The sequence below is a fragment of the Oceanobacillus neutriphilus genome, assembly GCF_014645515.1.
GTDB lineage: Bacteria > Bacillota > Bacilli > Bacillales > Amphibacillaceae > Oceanobacillus > Oceanobacillus neutriphilus.
Map to the genome: position 1 here is coordinate 58,772 of NZ_BMLW01000011.1, position 22,235 is coordinate 81,006.

At 37.6% G+C, this 22,235-nt stretch carries 16 protein-coding genes and 1 riboswitch; of the genes, 1 reads left to right on the forward strand and 15 read right to left on the reverse strand.

Annotation, left to right across the window (positions count from 1 at the left end; translation table 11 throughout):
• Nucleotides 1–237: 237 nt before the first annotated feature.
• The 5 genes from IEX29_RS17765 to IEX29_RS17785 all read right to left on the reverse strand — a co-directional run bounded on the left by IEX29_RS17765 (nt 238) and on the right by IEX29_RS17785 (nt 5,898).
• Nucleotides 238–1,800, reverse strand: coding sequence for a Na+/H+ antiporter NhaC family protein (locus IEX29_RS17765; protein ID WP_188735788.1), 1,563 nt, complete (start codon nt 1,798–1,800; stop codon nt 238–240).
• Between the two features lie 240 nt (nt 1,801–2,040).
• A riboswitch (Lysine riboswitch) is annotated at nt 2,041–2,216 on the reverse strand.
• A 45-nt stretch (nt 2,217–2,261) separates the two neighbouring features.
• Nucleotides 2,262–3,053, reverse strand: coding sequence for a sporulation protein YunB (gene yunB / locus IEX29_RS17770; protein ID WP_229720277.1), 792 nt, complete (start codon nt 3,051–3,053; stop codon nt 2,262–2,264).
• A 218-nt stretch (nt 3,054–3,271) separates the two neighbouring features.
• Nucleotides 3,272–3,580, reverse strand: coding sequence for a YunC family protein (locus tag IEX29_RS17775; protein ID WP_188735790.1), 309 nt, complete (start codon nt 3,578–3,580; stop codon nt 3,272–3,274).
• Nucleotides 3,581–3,660: 80 nt separating this feature from the next.
• Complete coding sequence (locus IEX29_RS17780) at nt 3,661–5,055, reverse strand: bifunctional metallophosphatase/5'-nucleotidase (RefSeq protein WP_188735792.1); 1,395 nt, start codon at nt 5,053–5,055, stop codon at nt 3,661–3,663.
• Between the two features lie 12 nt (nt 5,056–5,067).
• Nucleotides 5,068–5,898 carry a sulfite exporter TauE/SafE family protein gene (locus IEX29_RS17785; RefSeq protein ID WP_308423654.1) on the reverse strand — a complete coding sequence of 277 codons (831 nt, stop codon included), beginning with the start codon at nt 5,896–5,898 and terminating at the stop codon, nt 5,068–5,070.
• Between the two features lie 327 nt (nt 5,899–6,225).
• Here IEX29_RS17785 and IEX29_RS17790 point away from each other — a divergent pair, with 327 nt between their 5' ends.
• Complete coding sequence (locus IEX29_RS17790; RefSeq protein ID WP_188735794.1) at nt 6,226–7,257, forward strand: aldose epimerase family protein; 1,032 nt, start codon at nt 6,226–6,228, stop codon at nt 7,255–7,257.
• Nucleotides 7,258–7,329: 72 nt separating this feature from the next.
• Here IEX29_RS17790 and IEX29_RS17795 read toward each other — a convergent pair whose 3' ends face one another.
• From IEX29_RS17795 to IEX29_RS17840, 10 genes are all read right to left on the reverse strand, one after another.
• Nucleotides 7,330–8,481 carry an ROK family transcriptional regulator gene (locus tag IEX29_RS17795; protein ID WP_188735796.1) on the reverse strand — a complete coding sequence of 384 codons (1,152 nt, stop codon included), beginning with the start codon at nt 8,479–8,481 and terminating at the stop codon, nt 7,330–7,332.
• Nucleotides 8,482–8,788: 307 nt separating this feature from the next.
• A complete protein-coding gene (gene ebgA, locus IEX29_RS17800) occupies nt 8,789–11,872 on the reverse strand; it encodes a beta-galactosidase subunit alpha (RefSeq protein WP_188735798.1) in 3,084 nt (1,027 codons plus the stop codon).
• Nucleotides 11,873–11,920: 48 nt separating this feature from the next.
• The gene (locus IEX29_RS17805; RefSeq protein ID WP_188735799.1) at nt 11,921–13,612 is read right to left on the reverse strand and encodes an amylo-alpha-1,6-glucosidase; all 1,692 of its coding nucleotides are present in this window, start codon (nt 13,610–13,612) and stop codon (nt 11,921–11,923) included.
• A gap of 128 nt (nt 13,613–13,740) precedes the next feature.
• Nucleotides 13,741–14,565 carry a carbohydrate ABC transporter permease gene (locus IEX29_RS17810; RefSeq protein WP_188735801.1) on the reverse strand — a complete coding sequence of 275 codons (825 nt, stop codon included), beginning with the start codon at nt 14,563–14,565 and terminating at the stop codon, nt 13,741–13,743.
• Between the two features lies 1 nt (nt 14,566).
• Nucleotides 14,567–15,520 (reverse strand): carbohydrate ABC transporter permease, encoded by a 954-nt coding sequence (locus tag IEX29_RS17815; protein ID WP_188735803.1) that lies wholly within the window; start codon nt 15,518–15,520, stop codon nt 14,567–14,569.
• Between the two features lie 200 nt (nt 15,521–15,720).
• Entirely contained in the window at nt 15,721–17,133 is a 1,413-nt protein-coding gene (locus tag IEX29_RS17820) for an ABC transporter substrate-binding protein (protein ID WP_188735806.1), read from the reverse strand.
• A 37-nt stretch (nt 17,134–17,170) separates the two neighbouring features.
• Nucleotides 17,171–18,739 carry an aminomethyl-transferring glycine dehydrogenase subunit GcvPB gene (gene gcvPB / locus IEX29_RS17825; RefSeq protein ID WP_188735808.1) on the reverse strand — a complete coding sequence of 523 codons (1,569 nt, stop codon included), beginning with the start codon at nt 18,737–18,739 and terminating at the stop codon, nt 17,171–17,173.
• An 18-nt stretch (nt 18,740–18,757) separates the two neighbouring features.
• Nucleotides 18,758–20,143: an aminomethyl-transferring glycine dehydrogenase subunit GcvPA gene (gene gcvPA / locus IEX29_RS17830; protein WP_188735810.1), complete on the reverse strand. Its 1,386-nt coding sequence runs from the start codon at nt 20,141–20,143 to the stop codon at nt 18,758–18,760.
• A gap of 19 nt (nt 20,144–20,162) precedes the next feature.
• Nucleotides 20,163–20,942, reverse strand: coding sequence for an SDR family NAD(P)-dependent oxidoreductase (locus IEX29_RS17835; protein WP_188735812.1), 780 nt, complete (start codon nt 20,940–20,942; stop codon nt 20,163–20,165).
• A 238-nt stretch (nt 20,943–21,180) separates the two neighbouring features.
• The gene (locus IEX29_RS17840; protein ID WP_188735815.1) at nt 21,181–22,221 is read right to left on the reverse strand and encodes an SPFH domain-containing protein; all 1,041 of its coding nucleotides are present in this window, start codon (nt 22,219–22,221) and stop codon (nt 21,181–21,183) included.
• Nucleotides 22,222–22,235 lie beyond the last annotated feature (14 nt).

The following is a 22,235-nucleotide window of genomic DNA, read 5'->3' on the forward strand; positions in this document are numbered from 1 at the left end:
CCTTTTTTAATAAGTAAAACAGAATGAAAGCGCTTTTAAAATGAATAATAACAAAAATCGTTACTTTCAGACTATTCAATTGTATTATATCCTTTCCTGGATGTTTGTCAATATCCAATAATGGAAATTACAGTATTTAATTACAGAAATATAGACATTACAAAATGCTTATGCAGAAATTATTGTATGATAATAGTCAAAAAGCTTGGAATACTAAAATGTATTCCAAGCCCTCTGTTAAGATGCCTTCTTTTTTTTCTGAACAAATAAAACCTGTGTCACCCAGACAATTCCTATCAAAAGAATAATCGTTGCAGCTAAAGCAATCCATGTTGAATGGGTAAATCCAATTACAAAAAAACCAGCCAAAGCCGTAAATGCTGCGATGAAAGCATATGGCAGCTGCGTAAGAACATGATCAATATGATGTGCACCTGCTCCAGTTGCAGATAAAACTGTTGTATCGGAAATCGGCGAACAATGGTCTCCAAATACAGCTCCTGCAAGTACAGCTGCTAATGCAGGTAAAAATAATTCCATATCTGTATTCGCCATAATTTCTGCAGCAATCGGAAGCATAATACCAAAGGTCCCCCATGATGATCCAGTCGCTAAAGCCATTAATCCGGCAATGATAAACAAGATTGCCGGCAGATAGTCTGCTGAAATAGACGAGTTATTTACTAAGCCTGCTAAGTAACTCCCTGTCTCCAATTCACCAATGATAGAACCAATCATCCAGGCAAGAATAAGAATATTAATTGCAGGAATCATTGTTTTAAAACCTTCTATAAAAATTCTTCTCATATCTGATCGCGGTTTTCTCTGCTTCATATGAAAAATAACCGAAGTAAGAACTGCTGCGACACCGCCAATAATTAAGGAAAGATTGACATTTGTATTTGCAAAAGCGTCTATGATGGATGCACTGCCTTCCGTTTCCTTTATCCCTGTCCCAATCATAGCGATCACCGTAACAATAAATAATACAATAATAGGGATAATTAGATGAAAAACTTTTCCGTCTCTATGCGGATCAAATACATCGCCTAAATCTCCTGATACTTGATTTCTATTCGGATCTAGCAATTCCCCTTCTTCTCTTGCCCGTTTTTCGTGAGCATACATCGGACCGATATCAAAATGAAAATACGCTACAATAAATACTAAAATTATCGAGGCAATAGCATAAAAATTCAAAGGTATCATTTGTATAAATGCTTCAATCGGCTGAATTGTTGTAATACCATTCGCCACAAACAATCCACCCAAGATACCAATAATATAAGCTCCCCAGCTTGATATTGGTGCGATTACAGTAACCGGCGCCGAGCTGGAATCAATATAGTATGCCAGTTTTGCACGGGAGATATTTTGTCTGTCCGTTACAGGTCTCGCAATTTGACCTACTGCTAAGCTGTTAAAATAATCATCTATAAAAATAATCAGTCCGATAACAGCAGTCATCAGCTCCGCACCGGTACGTGTTTTCACTCGGCGCAGCATCCAGTCTCCAAAAGCCCTGGCCCCGCCGGATGCCTGCAAAAATGCGGTAAGCACCCCTAAGAAAAGAAGAAAACTAATTAATAATAGATTTCCGGTTTCTATTGATCCATTTGTATAAAAAATAGTATAAAATACCGTCCATATCTCTTCTAATGTTGCCCCTATATGAAAATTACTTAATAATAACGCTCCAACTACAATCCCTGTTCCTATTGAGATAAGAACTTTTCTTGTTAATACCACTAATATCAGCATGACAATTGCAGGTATCAGCGACCAAAATGTACCTTCCACATTAAAACCTCCATCTATTTATTTCCCGGCTTAGGATAAAAAATCCCCGCACTAGATTAGCAACGCATGACAAATAATAGCAATTTAATCCTCCGTTGCCGCGTACACAACCGATTCGAAATAAGGAAATCAGACAAGGTTATTTCTGCAAAAAATTGATAAAAATTTCCTTGTGAACGCAAAAAAACAATGATAGAAAATAACCTACCATTGTTTCACCAATTAACGTTATCCTCCATTTCGATCAGTAGTTCTCCATGTAAATCAATACATGACAGCATAGTACTTCTTCAGTAATATGCCAGCAATATAAAGTATGACCCCTTTATATACTTCGGCAAACTATCCTTTCTCCGGCAATCACAGTTGTCATCCTCCTGCCGGTTACTCATATAATTTGCGCCTCTACCTCACCGATCCGATAAGGTTTTTATTCAACTAAATTGTACTATACTACATCTTTAATCCTTCTGCAAATCATCTTTAGGAATGGCAATATTCGGAGAATTCCCATCTCCTCCATAAAAATCAGGTACTTTCCCCATAATAGCTCCTCCATCCAAATAAAGTTCAGTATGTACTGTTCTTACTTCTGATGTAAATGGTACAACAATTTGTACATCTGCTTCTACATTAATATATAAAGAGACCCAGGCACCATTAATGCCGAACTCTTCTTCTTCGCTTACCACTTTCGTCCGAACAGCCCCGACAACTTCCATATTTATCGGGATTCTTGGACCTAAATTAGCTAATACAGAATTCCCCGTTATTTGTCCCAAAGGAATCTCAATTAAAGTAGGGTCTACTTCAACCCTTCCCTCTGCACCACCTTCGTATTCATATGGTTCATGCATATTATGTTCATACTCCGGCTGCTCTCCACGATTTACATAAGTAAAGTATTCCTCGACCCGTTCTGTTGCCACCCGGTTAATTTCACTGATAACTGCCGGGTTTCTATTATATGTTACTAAATTTCCCTCATTATCATAGTTGATTGTAAGCATATCTTCAAATCCATATTCCTCTACATAATAAACAGCTGAGTTAATTGCTCTGGCAGCAAATTCATCTGCTTTTCGTTTAGCAATATCAATGACAATTGGTTCAATTTTGACATTAATCAAATAGAAGCTGAAACCAACCGCTGCAAAAAATAAGATAAATGTCAGCATCAGGATGGAGCGCCGGGATGGAGGTCTTCTTCTTTTTCTTGTTGGACGATATCGATAACGTTTTTTAAATCTCAATGAAACAACCCCCTTCACCCTAATTTATGCAGTTGCTGAAGAGAATTAGAACAAAGGAAACTGGATTAGCATGTATGACAATATTTCTTCTCATTCAGAATACTGAAAGAGCGATACGTAAGCTCCATTCCCTAATATTGATATACAAAAAACACTCCCTTCATTTCATGCTAAAACAGCATGAAATGAAGGGAGTGTTTTCTTTGTCTTTAAACATATTATGATATTTTAAGCAGTGCTTCCTTTCCGGTCATACCTACTTCCCAGCCGTGCTCCTTGGACGCATCTGTAATCTTTTGTAATGGCGCATTCAGCAATTGATCAATGGTTCTTACTCCCATTGCGCGGCCGGCGATGACATTTCTTTCTTTCAGCTTAGGTATTACATTGAAAATATCAACATCCAATGCTGCACACATAATGTACCCTATATCATTACTGATGGTTAATAAGGTTGTTTTTGGCAGCTCAACACTTACTGCTGTAAAAATAATTCCATCCACCTCAAGAGGTTCTACCGTAATCATAAAAAAGCCCCCTCTGTTATTCTCTCGTGATAAGTGTATGCAGAGAGGGGGGAGAACGTCACAAGCGGAAATGACAGTGTCTAAAACTGCTTTACAGCATAGGCTAATAGATCACGTAAAAATTCTGGCAGAAAATATTGTTTTTTCGCAGAATGGGCAATTTCCGGCAGCAGCTGGCCAAGGGTAAATACATCCGCAGTAGCAACATAGTAAGTTTTATCTGGATTAATGGGATAACCATTTTCTGTATAAACCTGCTTTACATAAATATCACCATTACGATGAAAAGCTGTTTCTACCTTGATCCCTGAGAAAATCATTTTACCTAAAAGCTCCCCCCGAAATCCGAATCCTTTTAATTTTAATTCTGTAAAAGCAGGAGAAAGTGACGCTCTGACTGTCTCTACAATTTCATCTCCCCTTAAATCAACAAGGACTGGATTAATCGGATGCGGGCAAACCCGGTGAAGATCTCCTTTTGTAATTGCTCCGGCCGGCAGCGAATCCAGTAGTACACCTGCATTGAGCATTGCAATATCTGCATTGGTCCATCTCTTGAGCACTTTTGTCAAGGATTGGATAATCGGTGTTTCTGCAAACCATTTCACCTCAAGAGGCTCTTCCACAACTGCTACTACCTGATCCAAATAATGATTTGCCTGATTCGATAATTGCTGCAGATGCTCTTCTGTCTTCAAATCCTTCACGCTGTCTATTAAACTTACTGCATCCGCTTCTTTAGAGATAATCTGCTTCTTCTCATGATCCCAGATAACTTCTACTTCTCCCATATAGTAACAATGCTTTCCGGCTGCTGTTATCAAAGTCTGGTTTACCAATTCACCTTCTTCTAATAAGTGATGCGTATGTCCGCCGATAATAACATCAATATCCGGGTATCTCCTCGAAATTTCCTGATCCACTGAAATTCCTAAATGAGAAAGCAGAATAATCATATCTGTTTCTTTAGCTAATTCTTCTATATAGCTTTCAATAATGTCAAATTCATTTTCTACATTCCAGTCGAGCAGATTATAAAAAGCATTGAACGGGGCTGTTAAACCTAATATTCCTATCCGTATACCGCTCTCAGTCGTAAATGTATGCGTACGTTTTAGCCAAAAAGGTGTAAATTCATCCATACTAAATAAATTACTGCAAACAACTTGAAAATCCGCCTTATCATATAATTGATATAATTCTTGATGGGACAGCGTGATACCCTCATTATTTCCAAGCGTCACGATATCATAGCCTGCTTCATTTAATAACTCGACATTGGCCAATCCGCTTGAAGCTTCTGTAATAGAGTGGGAACGATCAATATGATCTCCTACATCCATCGTAAAGTAAGCTTCTTTATTTTGCTTTCTCAGGTCTTGCTTCTCTTTTAAAAATGCTGTTACTCTAGGCCATTGTTCGAAATTACTATGCAAATCATTTGTATAGTAAAAATAAATTTTTTCTTCAGACATCCTTCACCGCCCCTAACCGATTCCTTGTAAAATCATACGAATTCCCATTATAATCAATAAGATTCTTAAAAACAGCTCCAATAACGAGCTTGAAATCTTTTGGTTTGTAAATGCACCCAGCTTACCGCCAATCCATGCTCCAGGAATGAAGAAAAGCACATAAGCCCACTCAATATTGCCAAGTGCAATATGCGTTATGCTTCCAAATAAACTTACAAAGATAATCATAAACATCGAAGTTGCGGTTGCAATATGCGCCGGAAAGCCAAATACAAGCAGCATAACCGGAACCATAATTGCTCCTCCGCCTATACCGAAAAAACCTGACAGCATCCCGACAAAGAACGCAATGACGACAGCAGGTACTATTTGAATTTTATATGTATATATTTCTGTTCCTATTTTCGCCTGGCGCGATCCTTTTTCGGATTCATCTACTTTTCGTGGCTGAATCCCCTTTAACTGTCTGTAAAAAAGAATAGCGGCAATAATAATGATTAAAGTACCAAAATAAATATAAAATGTATTTGCCTGAACAAATTGATTAAACCAGGCTCCGCACATACTCCCCGGGATACTGCCGATTAAAAACAGTCCGCCTGCTTTATAATCAATCCGTTTTGTCTTTGCAAAGGATAAAGCAGAAGATATACCTGTAAAAAACATAACCAGTAACGACATCGCTACAACTGTTTGAGGAGTCACCCACTCAAAACCTTCCATATTACCGCTGGCAAGGAATAATAATGGGATTAATACGACTCCGCCTCCGAGCCCTGCCAGGCTTCCAACAAACGCTGCCAGCATTGCAACAGTAAAACAAATAAGAATAACTAATATCACCAAGTACACCTTCCTTCTATCTTATAATATCATATTGTAGACTAGATGAAAGTTAACAAACTCCTTGCTGACTGTATTGATTTTCATCCCGATAAAATAACCCGTTTTTTTCTAATAAACCTGCTTTTCATTTCATACTATTTTAGCGTAATTTTATAAGTATACCTGTTAAATCATTCAGCTAATTTATACATATTCCCTATTGCCAAGGCCGCCTTAAAAAGTTAGAATATTATTAATAAGTTAATTAATTAAATTAATTATTTTAGTTATTATAATAAATCAGCTAAATAAATTGACGTTGCTTGTCGAAAAGAAGGTGAAAGCATGGACATACATGTAAAAGAAGTTGTAAATGGCTGGAAAGAGTTCATATTATCAAATAACATCATTGAAATCAGCATTCTCAATTATGGCGGAATTATCACAAAGCTATCTACACCAGACCGAAATGGAAATACAGAAAATATTGTTTGGACTTTCCAGGATTATCATGATTATGAAAAAAACTCCTTGTATTTAGGAGCTCTAATTGGAAGAGTTTCTGGACGGATACCTGATGGCCGGTTCAAAATAAATCAGCAAGCTTATCAATTAGAACAAAATGAAGGTACAAGTCATTTACATGGCGGATCAGACGGATTTCATCAAATTCTGTGGGATACGCAAATTAAAAAAAACGAATCAGCAGCAGAATTACAATTGACAACAAAAGATATAGCATCTTCGGGAGGCTACCCAGGCTGCCTGAATGTAACTATTACCTATCGTCTTACCAGTGATAATGAATTTTCTATTCATTATCATGCTGTCCCTGATACAGCGACCATACTTTCATTAACAAACCATACTTATTTTAATTTAACCGGAAATATGAAAAATTCTGTTTACCAGCATCATATCACCATGCCAAGCAGTACCATCTTAGAATTGGATAACAGTTTATTACCAACAGGACATCTTCTCAATGTAACTGATACAGCACTTGATTTTCGTTCCGGAGCTTTACTGGGAGAGGGATTAAAATCCTTACCTGATATAAAACAATTAGCTCTGGCTGGTGGTTATGATCATTACTTTGTATTTGAAAATGAAAAAAGTAATATCGATGTTTATGAACAAGCCAGCGGCAGAACCTTATCTATAGAAACGAATCAGCCTGGAATGGTCATGTACACTGCAAATCAGGGAACTCAAGGATATGTATTGGCAGATGGGACTTTTCCTGCTCATTATGGTGTTTGTTTTGAAACAGCAAATACACCATCGGCGCTTTATCAAGACAGTCTTCCCACTATGATTATCCAGGCAGGAGAGCTTTATAATAAAACAACCACCTTTAGATTCGGAATAAACTAGTCTTCTTATAATGCCAAAAACAGGACATCTAATCTATGAAAAAGATTGTCCTGTTTTACATTCCTAGTCAATTTAATTAAAAATCTCTACTAAAACAAGAGCTGTTGCACCTAACATCGCAGCGTCCTTGCCTAATTTACTGACAACTACCTTTGTTTCTTTAGCTTCTAGGGTTAAAGCATGCTGAGCAATGGTTTTATGAACAGCTGGCAGCAGCATCTCCTCAGCATTCATCACACCACCGCCAAGCACAATCAGCTTCGGATTCACCACATGAATAAGATTAGTTATTCCTATACCAATAAGTTTGCCGGTCTCTTCAAAAACTTCTTTTAAAGATGTATTTCCATTCTGTACTGCTTCATATACATCCTTTCCAGAAGTATAATGCTCCTCACCTAATTTATTTGCTCTTCTAGCTATAGATGATCCAGAAATAAATGTCTGGAGACAGCCTTTATTCCCGCACTCACAAACCTCCCCATGTATATCAATCATCATATGACCAATCTCGCCGGCTATATCCTGTGCTCCATGATAAAGGTTTCCATCAACCACAAGGCCAGATCCGACTCCATTTCCAATATTTACAGTCATCATACTGTCCTGATCTCCGTATTCCCCAAACCATGATTCTCCTAAAGCCATTGCTCTTGCATCATTTTCAACATATACTTCCAGATTAAATTCATTCTGTAATGTCTCTTTAATGGGTATGTTCTCTAATCCCAATGAAGGAGCGATTAACGAAGTTCCTGTTTCCACCTGTACAACACCATGCATTGCAACTCCAATACCAAGCACCTTTTCAGGTTGCTTTACCTTAGATAAAATATCACGGACTGCCGTTGATAATATAATCAAAAATTGCTCTTTAGACATATCCTTTGGAAAAACAGAGCTTATACGTTCATAGATTTTCCCTGATAAGTCTGATAATATAACGTCTACTCTGCTCGAACCGGAATCTACACCAATTATATAGAAGTGATGATAATTAATTTCAAGCATTGTCGGTTTACGGCCGCCATTAGATTTCCCTAAATCTTTTTCTTTTACCAGCCCTTCTTCTAATAATTCCTTTACAAAACTGCTTACAGTTGGAGGGGTTAATTTCGATTCTTTTGCAATTTGTGCTCTGGATATAGGACCATCTTTGCGAATTTTATTTAGCACCAATGATTTATTTACGGATTTCATTAATTTAAAGGTTCCTCGCTGCATATAAATTCCTCCACCATGAAATGAAACTTCTTTTCTTTCCGTCTTTTATAGTTTTTCATTATATCTTAATCTGTCTAACTATGATTATCAAATTCTTTATTCCGCTCTATTTTATTATACTGTAATTACTCATTCCTAAAATAATCAATTTCATTTATTGCTCAATGAAAATGTTAATGATATGCTTAGTTTATTTGCATTATAGCATATTGTATCTGTTTTACATCGCGAAATGTTTGTTAATGCTTATACTTTTTCCTAAAAGAGGGTATTTATAAGAAAAGGGAGCACTTAGCTCCCAAGAATGCTATTTATCTACTATTTTTTCTTTTCCTTTCCATATATCCGAAATTTCTGATTGCTGATAGGCTGACAACTTCAGCTGCAATGTAAAAGGTTCGAATGTACAGCGATATTTTTTTAATTGATTTTGTCCGCAAGAATTAGATCCCAGCCCGTTTTGCTTATAATCCAGATGTAAATGAATACAGTCACTTTTTTGCAAATCAATGGTATGTTTAGCTGTTTCTAAATCTTTTATATCATAAAAGCTTGCTCCAAAATCAAATTTTTCTTCCAGTGCTGATGCTATAAAGGCAGTTCCCTGCTTGTCAGATAACCTCATCCAGGTCGTATCTGTACGATTTCCATTTTCCTGCGGCTTTACGTAATTTGTGAACATGTCATCTACTGTAGATTGATACACGCCAAATAGATTTGCCTGTTTAGAGTCAGCATAGCTTTCTCCATCACCACGGCCATACCATTTTACATGCTCCATTTCTTTATTCAGCTTTAATTCCACACCGATTCTTGGAATCATTTTCGGGGCATTTTCTATCATGCCGACTGGTGTTCCCTGCACTTGGAAGAGAACATCTCCGCTCCCAAATATTTTATAGCTGTACTCACATTGATAATACCAGGCTGAATTGGTTGTGCCATTAACCGTTAGAACGCGGATATGAACATGGTTTGCTTCTTTGCTGTAGGAGACCTCATCTACCATTTCATGCCAAAGATGCATAAAATATTTTTCTTTATAATCACGCATCAGGTACATATCATTATCAATCGGTGCCCGCCAAAATTGCAATGCCGGTCCGGATTGAATCACCGGTTTATTATCCTTTTTCCAAGAAAGCATTTTTCCGTTCACCCGGTCAAAAATGAGTTCAAAATCATCACCGCGAATAATGAGTTCAAAGTCTTTTTCCTCCATAGAAACAGTTTTTTTCGGAGATTTGGGCTGCACCTCTTTTTTTAATGGCAGCAGAAACTGTGCATTTGCTAATTCATGACCTTCAGCAGCCCAAGATAGATTTTTATTCGTTGTATAAGAAACATTTAGATAGTAATCAGAGCCGGGCTCTATATAAAAATCCAGATTATAATCTAATGTAATACTTCTCTTCTGTCTGGCAGGAATATCCGTCAACTGCTTACTCCCAGAGATAATAATTTCATCTTCTTTTTGAATTGTAAAATACAATACCAAGTCCTGTAATGAAATAAATTCATATTTGTTTTCCACTTCGAGCATGCCTTTATCCAGATCGAGTGCTTGTGTATGAACGGGTTCAATAATCTTCTTATATTCTTTTAACGCCGGAGAAGGTGTTCGGTCAGGCATAACAAGCCCATCGATACAAAAGTTCCCATTTGTCGGATCATCCTTAAAATCTCCACCATAGCGATAATAAACAGTTCCATTTTCATCCGTGCTTGCAATTCCATGATCACACCATTCCCAAATAAAGCCACCTTGCAGATGATCATGTGCATAAATTAAATCCTGATACTCTTTTAATCCTCCTGGACCGTTTCCCATCGCATGTCCATATTCACAATGAATATGCGGTTTTTTTGTTGTTTCAATAATGTCTTCCATTGTTTTCCTCTTACTATTTGGAGCCTCCAGCCAAGTATACATAGTGGAATAAACATCTGTTACTTCTGCTTCACGGTCTCCTTCATAATGGACCAGCCGTGTTGGGTCCTTTTCCCTGCAAACAGCTGCCAGCTTTCTAAAATTTTTACCGAAGCTGGATTCATTACCAAGGGACCACATCAGGATGCAAGGATGATTCTTATCCCGTTCTACCATTCTTGCAACTCTATCCACCATTACTTTTTGCCATGCAGGGTCCTCAGCAATCCAATTATAACGGTTGGTTAATTCAAAGCCGTGGCACTCAATATCTGCTTCATCAATAACATACATTCCATACTTATCACATAGATCATAGAAATAAGGTGCGTTCGGGTAATGAGCCGTGCGGACGGCATTAATATTATGCTGCTTCATTAAAAGAATATCCTCCAGCATATCTTGCTTGGTAACAGCTCTACCAGTTTTCGGGTGAAAATCATGCCGGTTTACGCCTTTGAGTTTAATAGCCACTCCATTCACAGTAAATACATTGCCCTTTAATTCAATTTCACGAAAGCCTACTTGATTTGGGATAACCTCTATTAATTCTTCTCCCTGATAAACAGATAGAATAAACTGATACAGATAAGGTTTTTCTGCACTCCATAGAGTGATATCATCTAATTCTTCAGAGATGGAGAATGATTTCTCTGCCTTTTTTTCTCCCTGCAAAATTTGTTTTTTATTCCTGTCATATAATTCATAAACAAGCTTTAATGGCTGTCCATCATCCGTTCTCAGTTCTCCTGAAAGCTCTAATCTGCCATCCTTATACTGATTATTAAGATATGTATCTATCTTTATATTCTCTAATCCGCTGCAAGGCTGCGTATAAACTTCTACATCACGAAATATACCGCTCAACCACCACATATCCTGATCTTCCAAGTATGTTCCATCAGACCATTGATAAACACGAACGGTAATATCGTTCTCTCCTTTATGCAGATAAGAAGTAATATCAAATTCACTCGTTATTCTTGCCCCTTTACTGTAGCCGGCCTCTTTACCATTAACCCAGACATGAAAAGCGGAATCCACACCGTGAAAACGCAGAATAATATCTTGAGAAAACCAAGTCTCCTCTATCATAAACTTCCGCTTATAAATCCCTGTTGGATTATCTGACGGTACATAAGGCGGTCTGATAGGGAAGTTATACCACAAATCAGAATAATGCATATTCCCATATCCATTCATTTGCCAATTGCCGGGAACAGCTATCTCATCCCAGCTGCTGACATCATAATCTGGCTGCTCTATCCCCGCTTCTGTATATTCTGGTGAAATTAAAAATTGAAAATGCCATGAGCCATTTAGACTTTTAAAATGGTGCGTATCACTATTATTTCCCGCTATTGCAGCTTCTTTTGTCGGAAATGATCTAAAATAAGCTCTTGGCTTCCTGCGGTTAATATCGGTTATTGATATATCTTCCCAAACTTTATAATCACGCATATTATTCTCTCCCTTACTTGTAATCGTAAGTTTTTTAACTATTTATTTTTAAACATATGCATTTGCTAAAATTAAAAAGACACTGGAGGTCCATGTAAAAGCCCTGTCTCTTAATCCTTCTCCTGTAATAGCATCAAAATTTTCTGCCATTCCATTTTTATTCGCCATATTACAAAAGCGCTTAGAAAGCTCACTGGCAAAATCCACTTCCTCAGCTCTGTATAAGCCATCAATAATCAGCATCGTCGAAGGTGCCCAAATAGGTCCTCTCCAATAACCATCTGACTTATAATAAGAGCTCGATACACTTTCAGTAGCTAATCCATTACCTGTTAGAAACCTTGATTCATCCTTCAATCCCTCAACAAGCTGGTTTAAAATAGCTTTTGGCAGTCTTTTTCCAAGCACAATTGGCATAAATAACAATAAACTATCTCCGGTTTTCACCTGCTGCTCAGCTACATATGCCGTAAAATAGTCTTCCTTCCAGAAGTAATCAAGAAATCCAGCTAATAAGTCTTCTTGTTTTTGTTTCCAAATTTTGGCCTCTTCTATTTTTTGCAGTCTGCCAGCTATTTTCTCTAGTGCTTCCATTTGCAGTATTAAGAAAGCACATACGTCTGGGCTTTCTACAGGGATACCTTCGCTAAAGACTGTGCTGTTATCCCAACCGCTATCGTTTCCATGATGATACTCTGGAAAACCATTCTTATTAGAATCTCTGTATTCAAAATACCAATTTGTCCATTTCGAAAGCGGTGTATAGATTTCTTCCAAATGATTATTTGATATACTTTCTGACCTATCCAGCATCCATAATACTGTCCAGCCGTGAATAGGCGGCTTTGTACAATTCCAATAAGCAAATTCATCATTTATAAAATCTGGCAGCATCCCGGTGCTGTCTTGATTTTCAAAGAAAATCATCATTTGATCCCAGGCTAATTCAGGCTGGTGTTTTAATAATGCCATTGCATTAAAACAATGATCCCAGCTCCAAATATTCGTCATCCAATTTTTCGACATATACATTGCCGGACGAGTAAGCTTTCCTTCTTCTCTTACCATACTGGACCATGTAATATATGCTGCTTGTTTTGTACCCTTCTCATACGCTTTAGGTGTGGACAATACATTTTCTTGCCAAGAATGGAAAGATTCTTTCACTCTTTTATGACAGGTTTCAAAATCTTGTTCGAATTCTTTATTTTTATAACTTATTGTAAATTCCTCTAAAATTCCGTTCATTTTATTTGTTTCTGCTGATGGCAGGAAATCAATAACTACTCTTTCACAGCCATTCACATCCCATGGAGCATCAACAGCTAAATTCCCATCCAAAACAGTCGTTATAAAGTTAATTTTCTTAGAAAAAACATTAATTTGCCAGCTCTTATCTGATCGAGAAAAAGCATTGTCATAGGCTTGTCTGACTAAAGTAAACCGAATGCCTACATTTTCAGAAGAAAGACAGATATTATCTACATCCCCCATAACCAATTTTACATAACCATGCTCGGAAACAAGCTCTAAGGAAGTTGGTTCCAGTATACTTTCAAATGGAACAACTTCATTATCTGCCAATACATCTAATTTAAAAACAGATCCATCATTATCGTCTCCACCACGAATATTCCTTAAATACAACCCTTCTTCTAAACCTTGTCTCTTCTTTAAATACGATACAGATAAATAAGATCCATATCTGCTAAAGGGAATCTTCTTTATATCAAAGGCCATTACCGTCCTCCTCCAATCATTTTGCTGATATCTAAACACTTTCGATTCGTAAGTAATAATAGAAACACTTCACTCCCCGACAATACAGGAAACTCAGTATTCCAATTACTGGTGAAAGCTTCGTACCACTATTTCACAGAACCGGATATACCTTCAATAAAGTAGCGTTGCATCACAATAAATATTAAAATTACAGGTACTAAGGATATGCTTGCTCCCGCCGCCATTCCTGTCCAATCTGTTTGGTATCTTCCCACAAATGAGAGCATTCCTACTGCAAGCGTTCTCAATTCTGGACTATTTAGAGTTAGTACAAGCGGAACTAAGAACGAACTCCATGTCCAGACAAATTGCATGATTGCCGCTGTAGCTATAACCGGCTTGGCAGTTGGCAGAACAATTTTTGCAAAGGTTCTAAAAAATCCAGCTCCATCAATTGCTGCAGAATCTTCCACTTCTTGAGGCACTCTTGAGAAAAAGGCAGCAAATAATAATATAAATAAAATATGAGCACCACTTGATTCAGCTAATACTACACCAAATATGGAATCGGATAATCCAAGCATTTTCATTAATTCATAGAGCGGAATAATCGTATATCCTGATGGGATGAACATTAAAGCCACAACAATTGTAATAATGACTTTTCTTCCCGGGAACTTCACTCTCCCAAGAGCATATCCTGTTAAACAGCTCAGTGTAATGACAATTAATACTGTTGATAGTGTAATAATAACTGAGTTCAAAAAGTATCCTGAAAAATTAGCTACTTCCCAAGCACGAATATAGTTATCCCAATGTATATTTTCAGGAAGCGGGTTGATTCCTGAAGTCAGAAATGTGCTATTTGTTTTAAAGGACGAAGAAATCATCCATATAAACGGATAAATCCAAATAATCCCAAAAACGATTAAAAGGGTATGTGTCATAAACATAGCAGTGCGATTCTTCATATTATTTAATCCCTCCACCAAGCGGTTTTCTCTTCTGACCACTTACTTTATAAACAACCCATCCTAGAATTAAGCTGACGATAAATACAGTCAATCCTAAAATAACTCCTGCCGCAGATGCAAATCCTACCTGCGATGGGCCATCTGGTGCAAACGCAAAACGGTAAATGTATAATTCGAGAGTCTCCGTTGCAAAATATGGACCACCTTCTGTCAGTGTTTTTACTAAATCAAAAACTCTCATGCTGCTGACAACCGTCAGGAGTAAGATCGTGGCACCAATTGGTTTAAGTAATGGCAGTGTTATGTATCGCAATGTCTGCCAGGATCCGGCACCATCAATTTTTGCCGCTTCATATACTTCTCTTGGTATCATTTGTAGGCCGGTCAGCCAATAAATCATTGTTATTCCAATTTCCTTCCATGACCCGATAATAATTAATAGAATCATAGCCAAGACTGGATTAGACAGCCATGAAATAGATTGATCAATCAGACCAATTGCCTTAAGGAATTCATTAAAGAACCCCTGTGTTCCGAAAATATTCTGCATTACAATCCCGATAATCGCCATTGTAGTAACTACTGGCAGGAAATAAACTGTCCGGTATATACCTCTTCCTTTTAAATTAGGATTATTTAGCACAAGCGCCAGTATTAAAGCAATTGAAATTGAAACAACTGTAAAACCTGCTGTATAAACAAAGGTATTTCCAAATGCATTCCAGAAGCTTGATTCCGTAAGTATTCTCGAATAATTCTTCAGTCCGACAAAATTAGTTAATGGTCCAATTCCTGACCAATCATAAAAGGAGTACACATAACTCATGACGATTGGATAAAGTGAGAAACCAAAAAACACAATGATTTGGGGAAGTATAAAAATATAAGCCCAAATATATTTATTTCGATTATATTTACTAATTCCATTACCGTTTTTTATTTTCTTTGCCATGGAAGATTCTCCTATCTCGAAAGATTAAATGAGGCAGGCCTCTACATTGTACTGTCTTTTTTTGTAGAAGCCTCCCTCATTATTTCCATACCTTAATTCAAAATCATTATGATAAAATGATAATCAGCTCTTCGCTTTTCTTCCATCCATTTCATCTAATTTATATTCATAATAGAAATTTGTTCAGAGTAAGGTTTAATCTACTGATGATCTTCCCCTGTATACGGCTCATATGGCACCCAATCAGGAAATTGGAAAACTTCTCGTGTCACACTTTCATGTGCTTCTAATGCATCATCAAATGCTTTATTATAAGCAGATTCATAAGCTTCCAGCTCTCCTTCTAAATCAGACACCTGTCCTGTTAAATATCCCATAAGAATTTCTCCAGGTGATGAATCCGGCCCATTTTTCAGCACCTCTAATTGCACGTCTAATGCATCGGGGTCCACTGCGAGTGGATTAGGAACTTGAATACTCATTGTTGAAAAGATATCCTGAATATCTGTAATCTGTTCAAAAGGAGCTTCTCCATCCACTAAATCGAATTCTTTAGCAATCGTTGCCTCTCCGACATTTACTAATTCTTCATACATATTATCTCTTAAAAAGATTAGAAACTTCTCTACTTCATCCCAATGTTCGGTATTATTAGATACAAACATACCATCATTACTGGATACGCCAAATTCACCATATTGCTTGCCATCTGGATTTTTAGTAGGAAGCTGGACAACACCCCAATCACTAAATTCATTTTCATCTTCCAACAATTGACCAGTCCAGTTTCCGTCAATAAGAAATGCCGTTTTTCCAACTGCAAAATATTCTCTGGCAACTGTAGAATTTGTTTCTAATGTCAGCTTGGATAGTGCATTTTCATCAAGCATTTCTTTAAGAAATTCAATCGTTTCAATATTACCTTCATTATTAAAACTGTATTCGCCATTGACATAGTCCATCCGGCTCTCAGGTGAAAGCTCTGTAGCCATAAGCTGGACAAATGCATCCACTAACCAGCCGGAGGTTCCGCCGAATATCAAGCCCTCTGTATTTCCGTCTGACTTTTCATATACCTCTTTCCCTACTGCAAGGAGCTCATCCCATGTTTCTGGAACAGTATCTATCCCTAAATCATCTAATACTGCTTTATTGTAATACATCATATATGTCCCGCCTTTAAAAATCGGGAATAAGTAAATATTATCTCCAATTCTTGTATTCCCTTCGTCAAAAACACCATCTGTATATTCTTCCTGTGCTTCCTCTGGAAATACGCTATTCAGCTCATGAACCAAATCTAAATCAACCAGTTCATTCATTGAAAATGCATCCGTAATAAACATATCAGGTAAACTATTATCAGATATTGCTGCTTGATACTCTGCATCACTTGATTCTACGTTTACATTATTCAATTCGATTTTAATACCTGGATTATCCGCCTCAAATTCTTCAATTAATTTTGGGAAAAAAGTAGATCCAGATGCAAGATTATTCCATAATTCTAAAGTTACTTCATCACTATCTCCATCAGCTTCCTCACTTTGACAAGCTGCTAACATCATCATTAAAAGAAGAGCGCTAAGCAGTACAACCAGCTTCTTTTTCATTTAAACCATCCTCTCATAATAATTTCCTAAACGAATGTCATACTTTTGCATTCACATGCTTTTTCAAATAAGCCCTCCAAGTAATCGCCCAATGCTCCGGATCTTCAAAGTATTTATCCGTGGTAATCTTATGAATCGAACTGCAATGCGGCGCTGTCCGTATAACCTCAGGTGATGTATACGCTTCATTGGAAATATGAGACAGACTCCCAATATACTCGTCCAGATCCTCCTTTGAATAGGATTCTGTCGGTTCTAATGTAAATGGCTGTGGAACAACATATGGATGATGGCTTGTCCAATACTGATGTGCAAAATCTGCCATTCTTCTTGAGATATCCTCTGTCGTGATACCCGTATCCTGATACAACGGTTCCCAGCTGTATCGGACCTGTTCTAACCTGCCGCCTTCTGCATAAGGTACGTCTACACCTTTGATTTCTTTTATTTTGCTGTATAAATAATTGTTATTAAGGACTGCTGTCTCAGCAACTGCCTTCAAACCATCAGGTCCCAGTGAACGAATCCATGCATATGCACGAATAATATTTTGAGCTACACCATAGTAAGATCGGACCTTGCCGATACAATGCTCTAAATCCGTATTCAAAACATACTTTTCACCCTGCTTCTTAATAATCGGCTTTGGTAAATAAGGTTTTAACTTTTCTACCACCCCAATTGCTCCTGAACCAGGTCCGCCACAAGCATGCGGTGTAGAGAAGGTTTTGTGAAGATTGAAGAAGCACATATCAAATCCTGCTTCTTTTGCCCGTGTAATTCCAAGCAGTCCATTTGCATTTGCCTGATCATAGTAGCAAATACCTCCTGCATCATGGACAACCTTTGTAAATTCTTTGATTCTAGAATTATAGATTCCTGTATCCTCTGGATTGGCAACAACAAATCCTGCTGTTCTTTCAGATACAGTATCTTTTAATCTTTCTAAATCAGGAAAGCCGTTTTCATCTGGATATAATGTGATTATTTTATATCCTTTTACCGCCGCAGTTGCTGCCTGTGAAGGATGTGAGAATATCGTAGTAATAATCTCGTCCCTTTGTTCTCCTTCTCCATTAGCCTCATGATATGCTCTTACCATTGATGCCATGGCGAACAGTGCTTGGGTACCGGAGCCTGGCTGAAATGAAAAATAGTCCATTCCTGAAATTTCACGTAAGTACAAGTCTAATTCATATGTTGCTTTCAGAGTGCCCTGCACCGTCTCTTCAGCCTGCTTTGGATGAAGAGACCTTAACTTTTCTGAAGCAACAAGCTTTTCATTTACGACCGGGGAATACTTCATCGTACATGTTCCCTGGCCAATTTCCACATTAAATGCGGCCCCTAATGTTTCCTGTGACAGCCTGAGATAATGGCGCAGCACTCTGTTTTGGGAAATCTCCGGAAGCTCCGGTGCCCGGCTTCTCTTCAAATGACCGGGGAGCTTTGATATCCCGTCACCGACTGTAGATGCAATCTCCTCTTCCGTCTTTGGCGGTACAACGCCTCTTTCTCCTTTTTGATGAAGCTCGAATATGACTGGCTCATTCCACTTTGCCTGATGAAAATCTCTAACCTTCTTCTGGCTTTTTATATCTTGCATATACTCACTTCCTTCCCATTACAAATATGAACGTAATTCTTTTGCTAATGTATCAATATCTGCTTTACTATGAACCTCTGTTACACAGAACAAAGCGGATTGTCCTAATTCAGGAAATTCTTCTGATAAATCAATACCACCATAGATTCCTTTGCTTAATAAATACTGATTAATTTCTTCCACTGTTTTTCCTGTCTCATTAAAATCGACAACAAATTCCTTAAAGTTTACGTTATTAAAGTAACTCGGACTTATCTTTTCTATTTCATTAAGCTTCTTCATGGCGTACTGGCTGCGCTGCATAATAGTCTGTCCCAGCTCCGCCATTCCCTCTGGGCCCATTAATGCAAGATAAACTCCTGCGGTGATGGCGCACATAGATGTTTGTGTCCCGACAGATTCTTTTCCATTTTCCCGTTTTGCAAAAGAAGTTCTATCATAGAAAACATCACCAAACCCATATTCCCCTTCTTGACTCGTTGGGGTAATTCCAAATAATCTGGAAGGAAACTCGGAAATGTACTCCATCTCATCTCTTGTTGCAATAAAACCTGACTGTCCTCCGCCATAATTCATAGGGTTTCCTAAAGGCTGGAGCTCCCCGCAAATTATATCTGCACCATATTGAACAGGTGATTCCAATACACCTAATGAGATTGGATCAACACCTACAATGGTAATAGCACCTGATTCTTTAGCTATCCTGCTTATTTCTTCTCCTTGAGTTTCTAAAAATCCCAGATAACTTGGATTTTCAAAATATATTGCTGCTGTCTGTTCTGATATATTGTTCTTAAGATCGGTTAAATCTAATTCCCCTGTAGCTTCCTGATAATTAATAAGCTTTATCTCTACATCCGGTGAGCAGTAATTTTCAATAATTTTTAATCGCTCCGGTGCAACCGTTTTGGGTACAAGTGCTTCTTTCTTCGTTGTTAATCTGGATGCCATCCTGATTGCAGTTGCTGCTGCCTGTCCCCAGTCAAATGTTGGCACATTCACAACATCTACACAAAGCAATTCCGCCAGCAAACTTTGGTATTCAAACAGTACTTGGAATCTTCCATGATCCTCATACTCATCTCCAGCGTATGCAGTTACAAACTCAGCTCTGGAAGCTATTTCATCACATACAGCTGGTATAAAATGCTGCCAGCATCCGCCGCCTAAAAAGCTGATCACTTCATTTGTCCCTTTATTCTTCTGCAATAAATTTCCTACTTCTCTTTTCAGTTCAAATTCATTCAAAGCTTCCGGAATGTTTAATTTACCGGTATATCTTAGCTCCTCTGGTATAGTCTGATACAGTTCTTCGATGCTTTCTACACCAATTTCTTTTAGCATCTGTGCTTTTATTTCCGGATTCGTATTTGGTAAATAAGGGTGCGTTATTGCTTTTGTCATTGTTTATCATCCTCCTTTATCAGGCTAATCCTCCACCATCCACTACTAAGGTTGTTCCAGTAACCCATTCTGATAAATCACTTGCTAAAAATAAAACACCTTTTGCAATATCCTCTGGTGTACCAACTCTGCTCAACGGTCTGTCTTTACCTGAATCCTCTAAAAACTTCCCTTCTTCTTCATTCAGCTGTTTTGCTTCTCCCCTCAACAGCGGCGTATCTGTATCTCCCGGGCAAATACTGTTTACTCTGATATTGTCACTTCCGTGGTCTATAGCCATCGCTTTTGTCAAATTAACGACTCCTGCTTTTGATGCACAATAAGAAACAGCATTATCTCCCCCTTTTAGACCCCATCCAGAACCTGTATTAATAATAGTGCCGCCCCCGTTCTCCTTCATAATAGGTATGACTTGTTTTGAAAGAAGGAAAATACTCTTTAAAGAAACATCCATTACTAAATCCCATTCTTCTTCTGAATGCTCCAATAAATTCTTACGCTTAATCACTCCTGCATTATTAAAAAGAATATCTATTTTATTGAAATCGCTTACAACTTTTTGAATAACTTCTTTAATATTTGATTCAGAAGTGACATCACAAGTAATAAATTCTGCACTTCCTCCGCTATGTATAATTTCTTCTTCTGCTGCCTTACCATTTTGTGTATTAATATCTAACAGAATTACCTTACACCCTAATTGAGCGAATAATTTAGATGTAGCTAAACCAATTCCTGAAGCTGCTCCAGTAATGACTGCAACCTTATCTTTCATTCCAATCAAGCTCTCTAAATTCATTCTTCGTCCTCCCTCTAAAAGTTTCTTAATTAATTAAATTAACAATATATTAGCATAGCATTTTATTTAATGTCAATAGAATTTTCAATAAATTTTTGAAAATTCCCATTTGATTAAAAGCGTATTATTCTTATTAGATTAGTTCTTTTAATGACGGTTAGTGAAATAAAAAAAGAAAAGATACCATCTAATTAAGATAGTACCTTCATTACCTGATTTTCTAATTGTTTTTTCTTATTTAAACCAACTTATACCCACAATTCCCGCAAAAGTTCATTCCTTGCGTTTTACTTCCACAGTTTGGGCAGAAGTTTGGAATAGATCCACTTGATTCATTCTCTGAGGATCCCTGTTGGTTCTGCGGCTGCTGATTTTGCTGGTGACTCTGATTTTGTTGACCGTTTTGATTTTGCTGCTGTTGATTTGCTGACTTTTGCTCATTAGCACCGCTCATCATTTCTTTTGCCATATTCATTCCCATCATCATACCGGCCATATCCGTTGCCGAATTACCGCCATTTGATTTTCCGGAAGAAATAGCATCTGTCATTGCTACGTCTTTATAACGCCCCATGTCACCAATCATACCGTGTGATGCTGTTTTTGTAATCATATCCTGAATCTCTTTCGGATAATTAAAGCTGATAATATTGAAACCATTAATCTCAAAACCGTCCTGGTTCACCTGCATATCCAAATCTTCTTTGATTCCCTCACCAATTTCAAAGGAATTCGCCTGAAGATTAAACATATCCTTACCTTCTTTGGTAATCCACTTCATCAGTAATTGATCCAGAACCGCAGTGATTCTCAGACGGATATCCTCAACAAGAAGACTATCCTTTACTCCTGCTATATTATCTATAAGCTTCACATAATCTTTTACCGTAAATTGAAAGGTTCCATTGGCGCGGATAGGTATACCGCCTGGCAGCTGCGGTGAAGGAATATTTATCGCATTCTTTGTACCCCATTTCACAGTAAACTGTTTGGTATTTACAAACAGTACTTCCACGCGCATTCCACTGTTAAAGCCAAATTTAAATCCTTTTAATGTTGATAAGAAAGGAATAATATCTGATTCAAGCTCATACTCACCCTCATCTTTAAAAACACCTTCAATTCTCCCCTGGTTAAAAAAGATAGCATCCTGGGTGGGCCGGATAATTAATTTACTTCCTTTTTTAATCTCCCTGTTATTCCACTTCCAGAAAATCATATCATCGCGGAATGATTCCCACTCTATAACATTAGCTAACTGTCCTCTAAAAAAACCCATTATTCAGTTCATCC

Excerpts from the sequence above, each read along its gene's own strand:
- IEX29_RS17775 (WP_188735790.1), bottom strand. The coding sequence starts at position 3,580 with ATGATTACGGTAGAACCTCTTGAGGTGGATGGAATTATTTTTACAGCA.
- IEX29_RS17780 (WP_188735792.1), bottom strand. The coding sequence starts at position 5,055 with ATGTCTGAAGAAAAAATTTATTTTTACTATACAAATGATTTGCATAGT.
- IEX29_RS17790 (WP_188735794.1), top strand. The coding sequence starts at position 6,226 with ATGGACATACATGTAAAAGAAGTTGTAAATGGCTGGAAAGAGTTCATA.
- IEX29_RS17795 (WP_188735796.1), bottom strand. The coding sequence starts at position 8,481 with ATGCAGCGAGGAACCTTTAAATTAATGAAATCCGTAAATAAATCATTG.
- ebgA (WP_188735798.1), bottom strand. The coding sequence starts at position 11,872 with ATGCGTGATTATAAAGTTTGGGAAGATATATCAATAACCGATATTAAC.
- IEX29_RS17805 (WP_188735799.1), bottom strand. The coding sequence starts at position 13,612 with ATGGCCTTTGATATAAAGAAGATTCCCTTTAGCAGATATGGATCTTAT.
- IEX29_RS17810 (WP_188735801.1), bottom strand. The coding sequence starts at position 14,565 with ATGAAGAATCGCACTGCTATGTTTATGACACATACCCTTTTAATCGTT.
- IEX29_RS17815 (WP_188735803.1), bottom strand. The coding sequence starts at position 15,520 with ATGGCAAAGAAAATAAAAAACGGTAATGGAATTAGTAAATATAATCGA.
- IEX29_RS17820 (WP_188735806.1), bottom strand. The coding sequence starts at position 17,133 with ATGAAAAAGAAGCTGGTTGTACTGCTTAGCGCTCTTCTTTTAATGATG.
- gcvPB (WP_188735808.1), bottom strand. The coding sequence starts at position 18,739 with ATGCAAGATATAAAAAGCCAGAAGAAGGTTAGAGATTTTCATCAGGCA.
- gcvPA (WP_188735810.1), bottom strand. The coding sequence starts at position 20,143 with ATGACAAAAGCAATAACGCACCCTTATTTACCAAATACGAATCCGGAA.
- IEX29_RS17835 (WP_188735812.1), bottom strand. The coding sequence starts at position 20,942 with ATGAATTTAGAGAGCTTGATTGGAATGAAAGATAAGGTTGCAGTCATT.
- IEX29_RS17840 (WP_188735815.1), bottom strand. The coding sequence starts at position 22,221 with ATGGGTTTTTTTAGAGGACAGTTAGCTAATGTTATAGAGTGGGAATCA.